This is a genomic window from Streptomyces sp. NPDC093149, assembly GCF_044754145.1.
GTDB lineage: Bacteria > Actinomycetota > Actinomycetes > Streptomycetales > Streptomycetaceae > Streptomyces.
This window is the reverse complement of sequence record NZ_JBIVON010000007.1, coordinates 357,623-372,357: the sequence shown is the minus strand read 5'-3', so window position 1 is coordinate 372,357 and position 14,735 is coordinate 357,623. Positions and strand designations below refer to the sequence as shown.

General features: G+C 71.5%; 12 protein-coding genes and 1 pseudogene. 5 read left to right on the top strand and 8 right to left on the bottom strand.

The features are described 5' to 3' along the window. Nucleotides 1-53: 53 nt before the first annotated feature. Nucleotides 54-1,277 (top strand): TerD family protein, encoded by a 1,224-nt coding sequence (locus ACIQCZ_RS23140; protein WP_402284584.1) that lies wholly within the window; start codon nucleotides 54-56, stop codon nucleotides 1,275-1,277. Nucleotides 1,278-1,386: 109 nt separating this feature from the next. Here the strand turns inward: ACIQCZ_RS23140 and ACIQCZ_RS23135 are convergent, their stop codons facing one another. The 4 genes from ACIQCZ_RS23135 to ACIQCZ_RS23120 all read right to left on the bottom strand — a co-directional run bounded on the left by ACIQCZ_RS23135 (nucleotide 1,387) and on the right by ACIQCZ_RS23120 (nucleotide 7,005). Next, complete coding sequence (locus tag ACIQCZ_RS23135) at nucleotides 1,387-1,617, bottom strand: hypothetical protein (RefSeq protein ID WP_037711258.1); 231 nt, start codon at nucleotides 1,615-1,617, stop codon at nucleotides 1,387-1,389. A 78-nt stretch (nucleotides 1,618-1,695) separates the two neighbouring features. Next, a complete protein-coding gene (locus tag ACIQCZ_RS23130; RefSeq protein ID WP_402284583.1) occupies nucleotides 1,696-3,276 on the bottom strand; it encodes a TROVE domain-containing protein in 1,581 nt (526 codons plus the stop codon). Between the two features lie 584 nt (nucleotides 3,277-3,860). Further along, entirely contained in the window at nucleotides 3,861-5,312 is a 1,452-nt protein-coding gene (locus tag ACIQCZ_RS23125) for an alkaline phosphatase PhoX (RefSeq protein WP_402284582.1), read from the bottom strand. 238 nt (nucleotides 5,313-5,550) lie between these two features. After that, on the bottom strand, nucleotides 5,551-7,005 hold the full coding sequence (locus tag ACIQCZ_RS23120) for a hypothetical protein (RefSeq protein ID WP_402284581.1): 1,455 nt from the start codon (nucleotides 7,003-7,005) through the stop codon (nucleotides 5,551-5,553). Here ACIQCZ_RS23120 and ACIQCZ_RS23115 point away from each other — a divergent pair. Beyond that, nucleotides 6,961-7,627 (top strand): annotated as a pseudogene (locus tag ACIQCZ_RS23115) (endonuclease/exonuclease/phosphatase); the annotation flags it as partial. The gene ACIQCZ_RS23120 and the pseudogene ACIQCZ_RS23115 overlap by 45 nt on opposite strands. Before the next feature lie 82 nt (nucleotides 7,628-7,709). On the opposite strand, the gene ACIQCZ_RS23110 reads toward ACIQCZ_RS23115, so the two are convergent. Continuing rightward, complete coding sequence (locus tag ACIQCZ_RS23110; RefSeq protein WP_402284580.1) at nucleotides 7,710-8,423, bottom strand: antibiotic biosynthesis monooxygenase; 714 nt, start codon at nucleotides 8,421-8,423, stop codon at nucleotides 7,710-7,712. Nucleotides 8,424-8,576: 153 nt separating this feature from the next. Here ACIQCZ_RS23110 and ACIQCZ_RS23105 point away from each other — a divergent pair, with 153 nt between their 5' ends. Together ACIQCZ_RS23105 and ACIQCZ_RS23100 are read left to right on the top strand one after the other, a co-directional pair. Beyond that, nucleotides 8,577-9,710 (top strand): lipid II:glycine glycyltransferase FemX, encoded by a 1,134-nt coding sequence (locus ACIQCZ_RS23105; RefSeq protein WP_402284579.1) that lies wholly within the window; start codon nucleotides 8,577-8,579, stop codon nucleotides 9,708-9,710. 249 nt (nucleotides 9,711-9,959) lie between these two features. Beyond that, nucleotides 9,960-10,403 carry a GNAT family N-acetyltransferase gene (locus tag ACIQCZ_RS23100; protein WP_402284578.1) on the top strand — a complete coding sequence of 148 codons (444 nt, stop codon included), beginning with the start codon at nucleotides 9,960-9,962 and terminating at the stop codon, nucleotides 10,401-10,403. Here the strand turns inward: ACIQCZ_RS23100 and ACIQCZ_RS23095 are convergent. Continuing rightward, nucleotides 10,376-11,050, bottom strand: a complete 675-nt coding sequence (locus tag ACIQCZ_RS23095) for a DUF4232 domain-containing protein (RefSeq protein ID WP_402284683.1) — start codon at nucleotides 11,048-11,050, stop codon at nucleotides 10,376-10,378. The two genes, ACIQCZ_RS23100 and ACIQCZ_RS23095, sit on opposite strands and share 28 nt — an antisense overlap. A gap of 224 nt (nucleotides 11,051-11,274) precedes the next feature. Between ACIQCZ_RS23095 and dapA the strand changes: the two genes are divergently transcribed. Then, entirely contained in the window at nucleotides 11,275-12,159 is an 885-nt protein-coding gene (dapA, locus tag ACIQCZ_RS23090; protein ID WP_402284577.1) for a 4-hydroxy-tetrahydrodipicolinate synthase, read from the top strand. A gap of 232 nt (nucleotides 12,160-12,391) precedes the next feature. Here the strand turns inward: dapA and dapD are convergent, their stop codons facing one another. Then, nucleotides 12,392-13,381, bottom strand: coding sequence for a 2,3,4,5-tetrahydropyridine-2,6-dicarboxylate N-succinyltransferase (dapD, locus tag ACIQCZ_RS23085; RefSeq protein WP_402284576.1), 990 nt, complete (start codon nucleotides 13,379-13,381; stop codon nucleotides 12,392-12,394). 80 nt (nucleotides 13,382-13,461) lie between these two features. Continuing rightward, on the bottom strand, nucleotides 13,462-14,721 hold the full coding sequence (locus tag ACIQCZ_RS23080; protein ID WP_402284575.1) for an MFS transporter: 1,260 nt from the start codon (nucleotides 14,719-14,721) through the stop codon (nucleotides 13,462-13,464). Nucleotides 14,722-14,735: the final 14 nt, after the last annotated feature.

Below are 14,735 nucleotides of genomic sequence, written 5' to 3'. Positions count from 1 at the left end.
AAGGCGGGTGAAGGTAAGGGAACGGCAAAGCCCGGTCGTTCGTTACCCCGTGCATGACCGCAATGACCCCCGGCTCGAACATCCCTCTCTCCGCCGCCCGCGTGGCAGTGGACGTCTCCGCTCCGGTGCGGCTCGACGTCTCGGGCCTGCTGCTCACCGTCGACGGCAAGGTGCGTTCCGACGACGACTTCATCTTCTACAACCAGCCCGCCGGCCCCGGGGTGACCTACCGCTCCGGCGGCGGGACCGCGCCGGACGCGATCCTGGTGGACACCACCGCCGTCCCGCCCGGCATCGAGAAGATCGTCATCACGGCGAGCCCGGACGAGGCGGGCCGGAGCTTCCAGGGGATCGAGCCCACCGCGACCGTGCGCAACGCCGACGACGGCAGCGTGCTCGCCACGTTCACCCCGCCGCGGCTCGGCACCGAGACGGCGCTCGTGGTCATCGAGGTCTACCTCCGCAACGGCGCCTGGAAGGCCCGCGCGGTCGGCCAGGGCTACGCGAACGGACTGGCCGGCATCGCCACGGACTTCGGCGTCTCGGTCGAGGAGGAGCCCGCCGCCGCGCCCGCACCCGCGCCTGTGCCCGCCGCGCCGCCGATGCCCGCCGCTCCGCCCGTGGACCCGCGGATCGCCGCGCCTCCGGTCCCCGCCGCGCCTCCGGCTCCCGCCACCCCGCCCGCGCCCGCCGCCTCCGGCAGGATCAACCTCGACAAGGGCCGGGTCAGCCTCCAGAAGAACCAGACGGTCTCGCTGGTCAAGGCCGGCCGGCCGCTGCTCTCGCGGGTCAAGATGGGCCTCGGCTGGGAGCCCGCGTTCCGGGGCAAGGACATCGACCTGGACGCCTCGGTGATCGCCTACGGCCCCAACCGGAACCACCTGGACAGCTGCTACTTCGGCAAGCTCTCCATCCTGAACGGCGCGATCAAGCACTCCGGCGACAACCTCACGGGGGAGGGCGCGGGTGACGACGAGGTGATCGTCGTCGACCTGGGCCGGATCCCGGCGGAGGCGACCGGTCTGGTCTTCACGGTCAACTCGTTCACCGGCCAGAAGTTCACCGAGGTCGCCAAGGCCTACTGCCGGCTGGTCGACGCCACCACCGACGAGGAGCTGGTCCGCTTCGACCTGACCGGCGCGGAACCGCAGACCGGCGTGATGATGGCCAAGCTGATCAAACAGTTCTCCGGCGAGTGGGAGATGACGGCCATGGGTGACTTCGTGAAGTCGCGCACCGTCCGCGGCATGGTGAAGCCCGCCGCCCAGGCGCTCTGACGCCGCGAAGGCACCCGCGACGCGACTTCAGGGGCACCTGCGGATGCCAGGTGCCCCTGAAGAGCTCGGAGTCCGGCGGGACGCGGAAGCCGCGCGCTCGCCGGCCCGCTCAGAGCTTGGTCAGCTTGGAGTACGGGCTCAGGATCCTCCCCTGTCGCCCCGAGAAGTCGATGAGCACCGCGTCGTTGTCGCCCTCGACGGCAAGAACACGGCCGAGTCCGAACTGATCGTGCGACACCCTGTCGCCCACATCGAACAATTCGACCGGTGGGGCCGCCTGGGCCGGGCGGTTGAAGGGACTGGAGGGCAGGTGGCGCCGGGATCCGGCTGACTGTTTCATCGCCTTGAGTATGCGCCCTGGAAAGGCCCGACGCCATGCCCGTCCACTCCTGGGGGCGTACGGACGCCGGATTCGACGTCAGCCGTTCCAGGGCCAGTCCGCGTCCCGGCCGGCTTCCAGCAGCGGCACCATGCGGAACGCCGCGTCCGAAAGGCCCCCGAAGGTGTGGCGGTTCGCACCTCCCGACGGAGCGTGTCCCACCCGGTGTCCGGCGAGGTTCCAGGTGTACACGGGCACGGTGGACGGCACGGCCGCGGTGGCGTCCGCGGCGTACGAGAACGCCGCCTGCTCGTCCGTGACGATCAGTACGCGGTCGTGGCCCCGGTAGTGCAGACGCACCGCCTCCGCGGTGTTGGTGCCGCCGAGGTCGCCGAAACGCTCCAGCACCTTCAGCACGGACTCGCGGCGTCGATACGTCACCGGCGCGCTGTTCGTTCCGAATTGCACCAGATCGGCATGGGACGCCCGCAGCGCCAGTGCCGTACCGAAGATCGCGGCGGCGTCGGCCCGGTTGAGCTGCGAACGGTCCGAGAGCGGCGACCACATCGAGCCCGAGCGGTCGACCAGGATCAGCGTCCGCCCCGGCAGTGCGGGCACATTGCGCAGGGAGTGACCGAGCGCCTTCTCCAGCGGGTGGGCCCAGCGCAGTGAGGGCGCGTGCCGATAGGCGGCGAGATAGCGGAACGGGAACTGTCGCGACGCGGCGACCACGTCCGGGTCGCAGATCTTCGCCGCCACCCGCGCGGCGACCTCGTCCGAAACGCCCGCCTCGTCGAAGTTGCGCAGATTACGCAGGAGCGCCATCGCGCCCATCGACGGAATGACCGCTTCCCAGGCCGCGGCGTCCATGGGCCCCTGCAGCCACCCGGCCAGCGCCTCCCAGGTCATGCCCGCGGCAGCCAGCCGGTCCGCGCCGTCCTCGCCGGTGACGACGGCCCGACGCTCCTCGACCGGCAGTTCCATCAGCGCGCGGTGGGCGGTGAGGGTGCGGTCGGAGGCCGGCACCACGGCCGCCTCCGGGTGGTGGCGACGGTCGAGGGCGTACCGGAACAGCTCGCCCTGCCACGGCTTCTCGGGGTCGGGCGAGGCGTGCACGATGTTCAGGATGTCGCCGAAGCGGTAGCCCTTGGACGCGGTGTCGTACTTCAGCAGCGACTTGCCGTGGTAGAGACGGCGTACGGCATCGGCGATGCCGCGCTTGACGGGCTTGGGCACGGCACGGCCGTAGCGCGAGGTCCAGTAGCCGAGGAGTTCCCCGGGTTCGTCGGCACGCAGCAGGACGGAGTCGACGACCTGTCGGTTGGACGGACCGTCCTCGGCGCCCGCGTCGAGCCGCGCCTTCACGTACTCGGCGGCGCCGACGATCGAGGCGGTACGCATCTGGCCGTCGCGGCGCAGCCAGTGGAGCAGACCGGCGGTCCACTCGGGGTCACCGACGGCGAGTACCCGCACCAGCTGGGCGAACCGGTCGTCGCGCTGCTCGCCGTCCTCGTAGAAGGTCTGCTGCGAAACGAAATTGGCGACCGCAAGCAGAAAGAGTTCGGAGCGATTGTCGCGGAGATGTCCTCGGCCGCCCTGATGGGTCTGCGCCGTCCGCCCGGACGACTTCACGGGTGAGGTGACGCGAGACCGGACGGCGCGGATGTTGAAGCGTGCCATGTGAATTCCCCCGAATTCATTGGGAGAAGGCACAGCGGAAAAGGTGCCCGAGATCAGGAGTCGGTGACGGACTTGCCCGATGCTCTACCGCTTTGAGCTACCGGCCGTGGCCGGACGGGACTTGAACCCGCAACCGTCGAATCCCAGAAGTAGCCGTCACCTGCGCACCGGGCACCCCCGGCATCTGTGCCTCCCGAGATCAGAGTCGGCGGCGGCGATTTCTTGGAAGGAAGTAGCCGCTGCCTGCGCACCGGGAGGTGCATGCATTTCTTGCTGATGAAGTTGTTGATGTGCCCAGAAATCAGGGTCGGCGGAACCGACGAAGGTGCTCTGCCGACTGAGCTACACCGGAACGGGATCCGGTGACGGGACTCGAACCCGCGACATCCCCATTATCAGTGGAAGTAGGTCCTGCCTGCGCACCTGGGCACAGACAGGACTCTAGAGGGGGACTGTGGGGCGCGCGAGGGAATTAGAGACCGACCGGCGAATGGAGGGTGGGACCCCGCGACGCCGCCCTCCGTTCACCGGTCGGTCTCAACCGCGCCGAAACACCCTCCGGGGCCTTCCGGCGCCACCGGCCGTCAGTGGCGGTTCGGCTGGCGCTTCCACGGACCGGTGATGGCGAGCATGATGCCCGGCGTCTGGATGTTCGCGTACAGCGTCCTGCCGTCGGGCGAGAAGGTGACACCGGTGAACTCGCTGTACTCCGGCTCCTCTTCGCTGCCGATGTTCAGCTCGTTGCGCGCGATCGGGTACGTGCGGCCGCTCTCGGTCGCCCCGAAGAGGTGCTGGATGCCGTTGCCGTCCTCGGCGATGACCAGACCGCCGTACGGCGAGACGGTGATGTTGTCCGGGCCGTCGAAGGCACCGTCCTTCGACGGGTCGGCGTTCACGCCCAGGAGCACCTTCAGCGTCAGCGTCCGGCGCTTCGGGTCGTAGAACCAGACCTGGCCGTCGTGCTGGACGGGGCTCTCGGCGCGGGCGAACGAGGAGACGATGTACGCACCGCCGTCGCCCCACCACATGCCTTCGAGCTTGCGGGCCCGGGTGACCTGGCCGTCCGTGAACTGCTTGCGCACCGAGACGGTCTTCGCGTCACGGTCGGGCACATCGGTCCAGTCCACGCCGTACACCGTGCCGGTCTTCGTGGCACGGGACAGGTCGTCGACGAACTTGCCGCCGCTGTCGAAGCACTTGGCGGCCTGGAGGACACCCGCGTCGTCGGCGAGCGTGCGGAGCTTGCCGCGGCCGTGCCGGAAGCCGTGCGGCGGGACCCAGCGGTACAGCAGCCCGTTGGGGCCCGCGGCGTCCTCGGTCAGATAGGCGTGCCCCTGCTTGGGGTCGATGACGACGGCCTCGTGGGCGTACCGGCCGAGTGCCTTGATCGGGCGCGGGTCGCGGTTGGCACGCCTGTCGTACGGGTCGACCTCGAAGACGTAGCCGTGGTCCTTGAGCAGGCCGTTCTTGCCCGCCTTGTCCTCGGTCTCCTCGCAGGTGAGCCAGGTGCCCCACGGGGAGGCGCCACCGGCGCAGTTGGTGGACGTACCGGCGATGCCGACCCACTCGGCGGTACGGCCGTCGCGGCGGGTCTCCACGACGGTGCAGCCGCCTGCCGCGACCGGGTCGTACACGAGGCCCTCGGTGAGCGGCACGGGGTACTCCCAGCCGGCGCGGGTGCCGCTCAGCTCGTGGTTGTTGACGAGCAGCGTGACGCCGCGCGGGCCCTCGAAGGTGGCCGTCCCGTCGTGGTTGGAGGGGGTGTACTCCCCGGTCTCCAGCTTGGTGACACCGCTGTGGGTGATGACCTCGTACGAGAATCCGGCCGGCAGCGAGAGAAGACCCTCGGGGTCGGTGACCAGCGGTCCGTATCCCGGCGCGTCGTGGTGACCGTGGTCGTGTCCGTGTCCGTGCTTCGAGTCCTCGGCGGCCAGGGCACCGGGCGCGGTGGCCAGCGCGGCGACAGTGCCGGTCAGGGCGATGCCGGCACCGGTGAGAGCGGACTGTCTGGTGAATTCCCTGCGCGTGAAGGGCATCACGTACTCCTGGAGCGACTGGGCGGGTTGTTGGCGCGCCCACAGTCGCGCCCCTGTGCCAACACCAGTTGAACCACGGGCGACGTCGAGGGGCATCCTTCCTGTGCAGTTGGCCGGATGCGGTCGGCCTGATGGAACCGACCGGAGTGCCGGCCGCGCCCGTTCCACACTGCCCGTCACGGACCGCCGCGCGCCGCCCGCGGTTGCGCGGGCGCGCGGTCCGCGCGCCCGTCCGGCCTCAGGCCCCCGTCCGCGACCGCGCCTTGAACGCCGCCTTGCGGGCCTCCTTGGCCTTCTTTTTGTCGCTGTGCAGCCGCCCCATCGCTTCGAGGACGTCCGCCGTCGCCGGGTGCTCCACCCGCCACGCCTCGTCGAAGAAGCCGCCGTGCTGGCCCGCGAGCCCCTCGACCAGGCCCTGGAGCTCATCCAGATCGCCCTCGGCCGCCAACTGGGCCGCGATCGTGTCGATGGCGAGCCAGAAGATCATCGGCTCGGGCGGCGCGGGAACATCCGCCGCGCCCAGCTCCGCGAGCCAGACCCGCGCCAGCCCGCCCAGCTCGGGGTCGTCCAGCACCGCGCGGACCGCGGGCTCCGCCTCCGCGCCGACCAGCGCGAGCGCCTGCTGGCAGTGGAGCCGGCGCAGCGGCGCCTGTTCGTCCGTTCCGCGGGCCGCCGCCAGGAGTTCGGCCGCGGCGTCGTCCGCGCCGCGCCGGGCGAGCCACAGCCCGAACTCGTCGCGGGCCGCCGTCTCGGGGTAGTGGGCGATGCCGCCGAGAAGTGCGTCGGCACCCTTCTCCGCGAGGTCGCCGATCATGGGGGCGTCCACTCCGGCCTCCAGCATCCGGGCCCGGATGCCGTACAGGCCGAGTGGGGTCAGCTTCACCATTCCGTACCGGGTGATGTCCTCGTCGTCGGACCGCGCAGCGGTGTCCTCGCCCTCCTCGACCAGCAACGCCTCGTCCATCGGGCGGTATTCGACGATCCCGATGGGTTCGAGGACCCGGAACTGGTCGTCGAGGCGCATCATCGCCTCCGACACCTGCTCAAGAATGTCGTCGGTGGGCTCGCTCATGTCGTCGGGCACGATCACGGACGCGGCGAGTGCGGGCAGCGGTACGAGATCCGTGTCCGTGCCGCCGTCGCCGACGGTGAGCAGATACAGATTGGCGAGGACCCCGTCGAGGAACTCCGCCTCCACCTCGGGGTCCCAGTCCAGGGATTCGAAGTCGACCGAGCCGTCCTCGCCGATGAGATCGGCGAAGTCCTCGAAGACGGGAGCGGTGGCGTCGGCGAACACGGCTTCCAGTCCGTCGAGCCAGATCGAGAGGACGTCCTGCGGTGAACCGCCGGTGATCAGCGCCAGGTTCTCGCCCGCGGCGGCAGTCCCCTCCGCGTCCTCCCCCGCCTGCTCGTCCGGGTCCTCGACGTCCACGAGCCCCGCGTCGACCGCGAGCCGCCACGCCTCGCTCGCCTCCGCCGCACCGTCCTCGTCCGCCGCGAGGCCGAGGTGCTCGGCCGCCGCGGGCAGTTGTGCGTCGACGAGCTCGCCACCGGCACCGACCCGGGTCCCGGGGCCCGCCCAGCGGGCGAGCCGGACGGCGCGGGCGAGCAGCGGCGCGGCGAGCGCGTCCCGTGCCAGCTCGGCCTCGGAGTGCAGCCGTACGGGCGGCAGGGTGGAGCGCTCTGCGGACATCAGGTGGTTCTCCTCGTGACGTACGGGGCGTACGGGGTCGGGCGGCCCAAGCGTAGACGCATTTCGCCCCATGCCGCCCGGTTGCCCTTCCCGGCCGCCGACGTCGGTGACGTGCTCTCCGGTATGGCCGAGGGCCCGCCCGACTTCAACCAGTACGGCGGCTGCACGCCGGCCGCCCGCACCCTGGGCACGGTCTCCGGCAAGGGCCTGCGCCGGGAGACGACCCGCAAGCAGCGCAGCGGCGAGCTCGCGGTGGCGACGGTACGACGTCGAGAACCCCGGCCCCACCGATCCGCAGGAGAAGTTCGACGCGCCGGCCGCCGCGGTGGTCGACGACCTCGCCTCGCCCGACATCGTCGCGCTGGAGAGCCGGGACGACAACGGCGCGAAGGACGCCGGTACGGTCTGCGCCGACCGGACGGTCAGGACGTTCACCGACGCGGTCGTGGCCGCGGGTGGCCCGGCGTACCAGTGGCGTTCCATCGCCCCGGAGGACAGGAAGGACGGCGGCGAGCCCGGCGGCAACATCCGTCAGGTGTTCCTCTTCGACCCCGCACGGGTGTCGTCCACCGACCGTGCGGGCGGCGACGCGACGACCGCGACCGATGTCGTACGGCAGCGTGCACATCAACGCCGGGTTCGCCGCGCAGAACAGCGATCACGACCCGCGGGTGCTCCGCTTCCGCCCATAGCCCGTCGCGCCCCTACGCGCCCGCCCCCGGCCTCATGGCGAGCGCGGGCGCGTAGCGGCGCACGCCGCCGCCGGTCACACCCGGGTACGACTGCACCCGCTCCCACTGCGGCGTCCTCGATCCGACCCCGTCCCCCGGGGCGGCCAGCGCGTCGACATGGGCCTGCGCGCTCTCCCATTCGGCGTAATTGAGCACGCGCGTTCCGTCGACGCTCACATGGAAGTGCGCGGAGATGCCTCCGGGGGCAGGCGCCGGATCGGTCCCCAGGGCCTCGAACACGGTGTCCACCCAGTCCCGCTGCCGCGCCTTGTCCGCACCGTCGAACTCGACGTCGACGATCACGACGCACCCCGGCTCCCGCACGTCCCCCTCCCCCGGCAGCGTGGAGCGGTACGGCTCAAGGGTGTGCAGACCGAGCCGCCGGATGCCCGGCACGGCGGCGTCGATTTCCGCGTTGCGCTCGTCCCGGCCGTGCCGGAAGAAGTCCTGATAGGCCTGCTCCCCACTCCACTGGCTGTAGTGGAACAACGTCTTCCCGTCCTCACCCGCATGGACCGTGTACGAGAGCAGCCCCGGGTGCGGCCACTCCCGGCCGGCCCACGCCCTGCGGACGGCCTCGATCGTCCGCCGCTGCCGCTCGGGCGTGCCGACGTCCCAGGTGCTTGCCTTGACCAGTCCGACGTCGTTGCGGGCAAGATCGGGACGGGACTGGAACCGGACGCTCATGACGAGCCCTCCTGACCGGTGCACCCCTGCGGCGCATCACTGCCGACCACACTGGTACGTCAAGTGCGCTTGAGGTCAACACCACTCCCGCGTCGCCCCCGTCAGGTCCCTCGGAAGAACAACGACTCGACAGAACCACGAACGGAGCACCTCATGGATCCGCATGTCAGGGCGATCACCCGCGAGGAACATCTGGCGTTCGTCGCGAGCCGGCCCGCCGTGAGCCATATGCAGGTTCCGTCGTGGGGCGATGTGAAGCCCGACTGGCGCGCGGAGAGCATCGGCTGGTTCGACCGGGACTCCACCGGCGGGGAGCGGATCGTGGGCGCCGGGCTCGTCCTCCACCGGCCGATCCCCCGGACGGGGCGCACCCTGGCCTATCTGCCGGAGGGCCCCGTCATCGACTGGCACGACACCGCCCTGCGGCGGTGGCTGGAGCCGATGCTGGCGCATCTGAAGGCGCAGGGGGCGTTCTCGGTGCGCATGGGCCCGCCTGTGGTCGTCCGGCGCTGGGACGCCGAGACCGTCAAGGACGCCATCGCCGAACCGTCCGCCGGGCGGTTGCGCGACGTGGCCGCGGACTCGAACGAGCCGCAGGCGGCCGAGGTCGTGGAGCAGTTGCGCGCACTTGGCTGGCGGCAGGGCGAGGCGGACAGCGGGGACGGTTTCGGTGCCGGGCAGCCCCGGTACGTGTTCCAGGTGCCGTTCGCCGGGCTGCCGCTGGAGGAGATCCGGCGCAATCTGAACCAGCAGTGGCGGCGCAACATCAAGAAGGCGGAGAAGGCGGGCGTCAAGGTCGTCGAGGGCGGCTACGAGGACCTTCCCGCCTTCTACGAGCTGTACCGCGAGACGGCGGGGCGCGACCGTTTCATCCCCCGCCCGCTCGACTACTTCGAGCGCATGTGGACCGCGCTGCGGGCCGAGGACCCGGGCCGGATGCGGCTCTACCTCGCCCACCACGACGGTGAAGCGCTCGCCGCGGCGACGATGCTGACCGTCGGGAACCACGTCTGGTACTCCTACGGCGCCTCGACCGGCCGCAAGCGCGAGGTCCAGCCCAGCAACGCCATCCAGTGGCGCATGATGAGCGACGCGCACGAGCGGGGCGCGGCCGTGTACGACCTGCGCGGCATCACCGACACCCTGGACGAGGGCAACCACCTCCTCGGCCTGCTCCGCTTCAAGGTCGGCACCGGCGGCCGGGCCGTCGAATACGTCGGCGAGTGGGACTATCCGATCAACAAGGTGCTGCACAAGGCCTTCGCGCTCTACATGGCACGTCGCTGACCGCGGTGGCGGTCAACGGGCCCGGCGCCGGGGTGCACCATCCACCGGCGCTCGCTCCCGGCACGTTCCTGCGGCGCGGTCGCGCGCTGCGCGACGTGGTGCCCGGCCGTCTGCGCGAGCCGGCGTCGTTCCCGCTCCGTCTCCGGGGCGACGCGCCGCCTGCGCCCCGGGTCACGCACACCGCGCGGGCCGCTCACGCGCCCATGCCCGGGTACCGGGCGCTCGGGCGTCCGTGCCAGACTCCCGAGCATGCTCCTTCGCACCGCCACCCGCGCCGACCTGCCCGCCGTCCTCGCGCTGCTCGCGGACGAGGAGCGGGTCGTCGACCCGGCCTCGGTCGTGGTCGACGAGACGTACGAGAAGGCCTTCGCCGCCATCGAGAGCGACCCGCGCAACGAGATGCTCGTCCTGATGGAGGGGGACACCGTGGTGGGCTGTCTGCAGGCGACGTACATACCGGGGCTCGGCAAGCACGGTGAGGAGCGGGCTCTGATCGAGGCGGTGCGCATCAGGGCCGACCGGCGGGGCGGCGGGCTGGGCCGGGAACTGATGAAGCAGGCCGTCGACCGGGCCCGGCTGCGGGGGTGCGGACTGATGCAGCTGACCAGCAACAAGCGACGCACCGACGCGCACCGGTTCTACGAGTCACTGGGTTTCGCCCGCAGTCACGAGGGCTTCAAGCTCGCCCTCTGATCCGACGCGTCGCGACGCTGTCGCGCCGGTTCGGTCCGCCAGGCGGTCATGTTCAGCTCGTCGAGCAGCCGTACGTCGCTCCCCTCCAACGGGAAGACACGCGCCTCCAGGCCGGGAGCCGGTGCGATCTCCAGCGCGTCGCCCTCGACGAGGTCGCCGCCGGTCGGGGTGGAGACCCAGGCGAGAAGCGACCGCATCGTTCCTCCCGGCTTCAGCACGGCCTCCTGAGGCCCCTCGTCGCTCCCCATGTAGGAGGAGCCCGGATTGACCGGGACCGGCAGGGGGTCACCGGCGTCGTCCAGGGCCCGGACGGACGGATAGCCCTTGACGCGGTACGGCTCACTGCCGCAGTTGGTGAGGGTGAGGCCGACGGCCCGGTGGCCCAGCGCGGCCTGCACCTCGCCCATGTCGACGACCACCCCGGAGGACGGGCAGCCGGCCCGGCCGGCGGAGGGCGTGGGGCCGGGCCCCTGCGCCGAGGGCGGCGGCCGGTCGGGGAGCGGGGCCGAGACGGTCGGGAACGGGGTCGGCAGCTTGTCGGCGTGCACCCTGTACGGGGCACTCGGTGTCGGTTCCGGCTCGCCCTCGCCCGCCGGCACGAGAAACCCGGCGCAGCCCGAGAGCGACAGGGCCAGCGCCCCGGTCATGAGCACGGCCACCACCGGTCCGCGTCTCCACGCCCCCGGCCCGGTCCCCGCCCCTGTCAGATCCCGCACGCTCATGCTCCCGCCCCCCACATCGGACTTCCGCATAGACGTTCGATCATGCCAGAGCGCATGCCCTCCCCCTCGCGACTGTTCAGCGATTCTTCCCTTTCACCTCAAGAAGAACTAAGTGGACCTTCACGGTCCGGTCGGCTGACACTTCGGGTATGACAGCACCTTCAGCACCTTTCGGCCGCGCGCTCTGCGCGATGATCACGCCGTTCACCGCCTCCGGCGCACTGGACCCGGACGCGGCCGGGAAGCATGCCGCCTCACTGGTCGCCGACGGCTGCGACGGTCTGGTGCTCAGCGGCACCACGGGCGAGTCCCCGACCACGACCGATGCCGAGAAGACCGCACTGTTGCGCGCGGTCAGGGCGGCGGTCGGCGACGGTGTGCCGATCGTCGCCGGGATCGGCGGCCCGGACACCCGGCACACCGTGGCCCTTGCCCAGCAGGCCGAACAGGCGGGCGCGGACGGCCTGTTGGTGGTGACGCCCTACTACAGCAGGCCGCCGCAGGCCGCAGTCGAGGCGCACTTCCGGCGCGTCGCCGACGCCACCGGCCTGCCGCTGATGCTGTACGATATCCCCGGCCGCACCGGCACCCGCATCGAGCCGGAGACCCTGCTGAACCTCGCGGAACACCCGCGCGTCGTGGCCGTGAAGGACTGCGCGTACGACCTGCTCGGCTCCACGAAGGTGATCGGCGCGACCTCGCTGGCGTACTACTCGGGCTGCGAGGAGCTGAATCTGCCGTTGTACGCGGTGGGCGCGGCGGGCTATGTCAGCACGGTCGCCAATGTGGCGCCCCGGCAGCTGAGGGCCATCCTGGACGCGTTCGACGCCGGGGACACCGCCGGGGCCGCCCGGCTCAACGGGCTGACGGTCCCGCTCACCGAGCTGATGATGGCGTCCGGGCTGCCCGGCACGGTCACGGCGAAGGCACTGCTCGACGCCGGACCGGTCCGGGAACCGCTGCAGCCCGCCGGACGCGAGGCGACCGACGGGCTGCGGAGGGTGTACGAGGAACTTCTCGCCGCTACGAGCTAGTGCCGCGCAGGCGATGTTTGCCCGTGAGGGAGCGGTGTCCGGTGCATGCTCTCGACGTGTCGGCCGGAAGCCCTCGTACTGGACGCACTTGGGCTTTCGGCCGGTGCGGCGAGAATGCGTGCCGGGCGTTGGCCAAAAGTCCTGGCAGCTCCGCTACAAGGACCTCCGGCCGCCTTGCGATCGCACGCACCGGACGACACTCCTCACGGGGCAAACACTGCCGGTCACGGCACTAGTTGTGGCTGTGCAGGACGTCGTTGAGGCCGTCCCAGACCGCGTTGTTCGGCCGCGCCTCCACGGCTCCGGTGACCGAGTTGCGACGGAAGAGGATGTTCGAGGCGCCGGAGAGCTCACGGGCCTTGACGATCTGTCCGTCCGGCAGGGTGATGCGGCTGCCGGCCGTGATGTAGAGCCCGGCCTCGACGACACACTCGTCGCCGAGCGCGATCCCGACACCGGCCTCGGCGCCGATCAGGCAGCGCTCGCCGATGACGATGCGTTCCTTGCCACCGCCGGAGAGGGTGCCCATGGTGGAGGCGCCGCCACCGATGTCGGAGCCGTTGCCGACGACGACACCCGCGGAGATCCGGCCCTCGACCATCGACGTGCCGAGGGTGCCCGCGTTGAAGTTGACGAAGCCCTCGTGCATGACGGTGGTGCCGGAGGCGAGGTGCGCGCCGAGCCTGACCCGGTCGGCGTCGGCGATCCGCACGCCCTTGGGCGCGACGTAGTCCGTCATCCGGGGGAACTTGTCGACCGAGGTGACCTGCAGGTGCAGGCCCTCGGCGCGGGCGTTCAGCCGGACCTTCTCCACATCGTCCACGGCGACCGGGCCGAGCGAGGTCCAGGCGACGTTGGAGAGGAGGCCGAAGAGGCCGTCCAGGTTCTGGCCGTGCGGCCGGACGAGGCGGTGCGAGAGGAGGTGCAGACGCAGGTACGCGTCGTGGGCGTCGAGCGGCTTGTCGTCGAGCGAGGCGATGACCGTACGGACGGCGACGATCTCGACACCGCGGCGGGCGTCCACACCGACGGCCTTGGCGGCACCCGCGCCCAGGAGGTCGACGGCCCGGTCGGGGGTGAGCCGTTCGGTTCCGGCCGGGCCCGGGTCGGCGGTGAGCTCGGGGGCGGGGAACCAGGTGTCGAGAACGGAACCGTCGCCGGCGATGGTGGCGAGGCCGGCGGCGACGGCGCCGGTGGTGCGAGCAGGAGTCGTGTCGGTCATGGCAGAAAACCTAACCGGCGGGGCGCCGTCGGAGCCAACCGGTCTCGCCGGGTGGTCGCCCCGAACCCATGACCAGCCGGTCAGCCGGACCGTGCCTGCCGTCCGGGCGCCGGTGCGGAGGCCTCCTCGCGCACCGGCGGACGCACCGCCACCGGCCCCGGTTCCGCCGCCCGCAGCCGCCGGGCCGCCAGCACCGCCGCCCCCGCGCCGCCGGCCAGCACGGCGCAGGCCGGCCAGAGCAGGCCGGGCGCGGCGGCGTAGAGGGCGCCGCCGAGCGGTGGCGCCAGCACCTGACCGCTGATGGAGGCACCCGCGTACAGGCTCTGGAAGCGGCCCTGCGCATGGTCGGGAGCCCGGTCGGCGACGTACGCCGTCGCGGTGGTCTTGTACAGGATCTCGCCCGCGGTCAAGGCCGCCATCATGGTGACGGCGAACAACGCTCCGGCCCCCGGGACGAGCACCGCGTAGCCCAGCCCCACGAGCAACAGTCCGGTGCCCACGATGCCCAGCGGCTCCCGTCGGCGCAGCGCGTGCGCGGCGGGAAGCTCCAGCAGGAGGATGAGGCCACCGTTGATCGCGAGCAGCCAGCCGTAGAACTGGGCGCCGTGGCCGTGCTCGGACAGGAAGACGGGCAGGGTCGAGTACTGCTGGCGGTAGACGAGGTCGACGCAGAGGATCGCGGCGAGCAGGACCAGCACCGCGGGCCTGGCCCGCAGCTCCCGCAGGAGCCCGGGCGCACCGGGCTCACGGGCCGGCCGGCTGTGCGCGGTGCCGTGCGCCGGCAGCACCATGGCCGCGTACCCCGCGAAGAGCAGCGTCCCGAGACCGTCGGCGACGAACAGCCAGTCGTACGAGAAGCGGGCGGCGACCAGCGCGCCGAGCGGCGGGCCGACGGCGAAGGCCGCGTTGCCCCCGGCCCGCACGAGGGCGAAGCTCTGACGCCGTCCGCCCTCGGGGACGGAGACTGCGACGAGTGCGGCGTTGGCGGCGCGCACGACGCCCGCCGCGTACTGCGCGAGCGGCAGCACCCCGTACATGGCCGCGACGGGCAGGACCGGCAGGGTGGCGAGCGCCGCCCCGCCGACCAGCGCACCGGTCAGAAGCATCCGGCGGTGACCGTAGTGATCGCCGAACCAGCCACCGGTGAAGTTCCCCGCGACCAGGCCGATGCCGCCGACGCCCGCGATCACGCCGGCCTGGGGGACGGTCAGCCCGCGCGGGCCGGTCAGATAGACGAAGAGATAGACGAAGGTGAAGCTGACGACCCCATTGAGGAAGGAGCCGAGGGCCAGCAGCCGTACCGTGCGTGGTACGTCCCGCACCATCCCGAAGAGCCCCATCCGCAACACCCTCC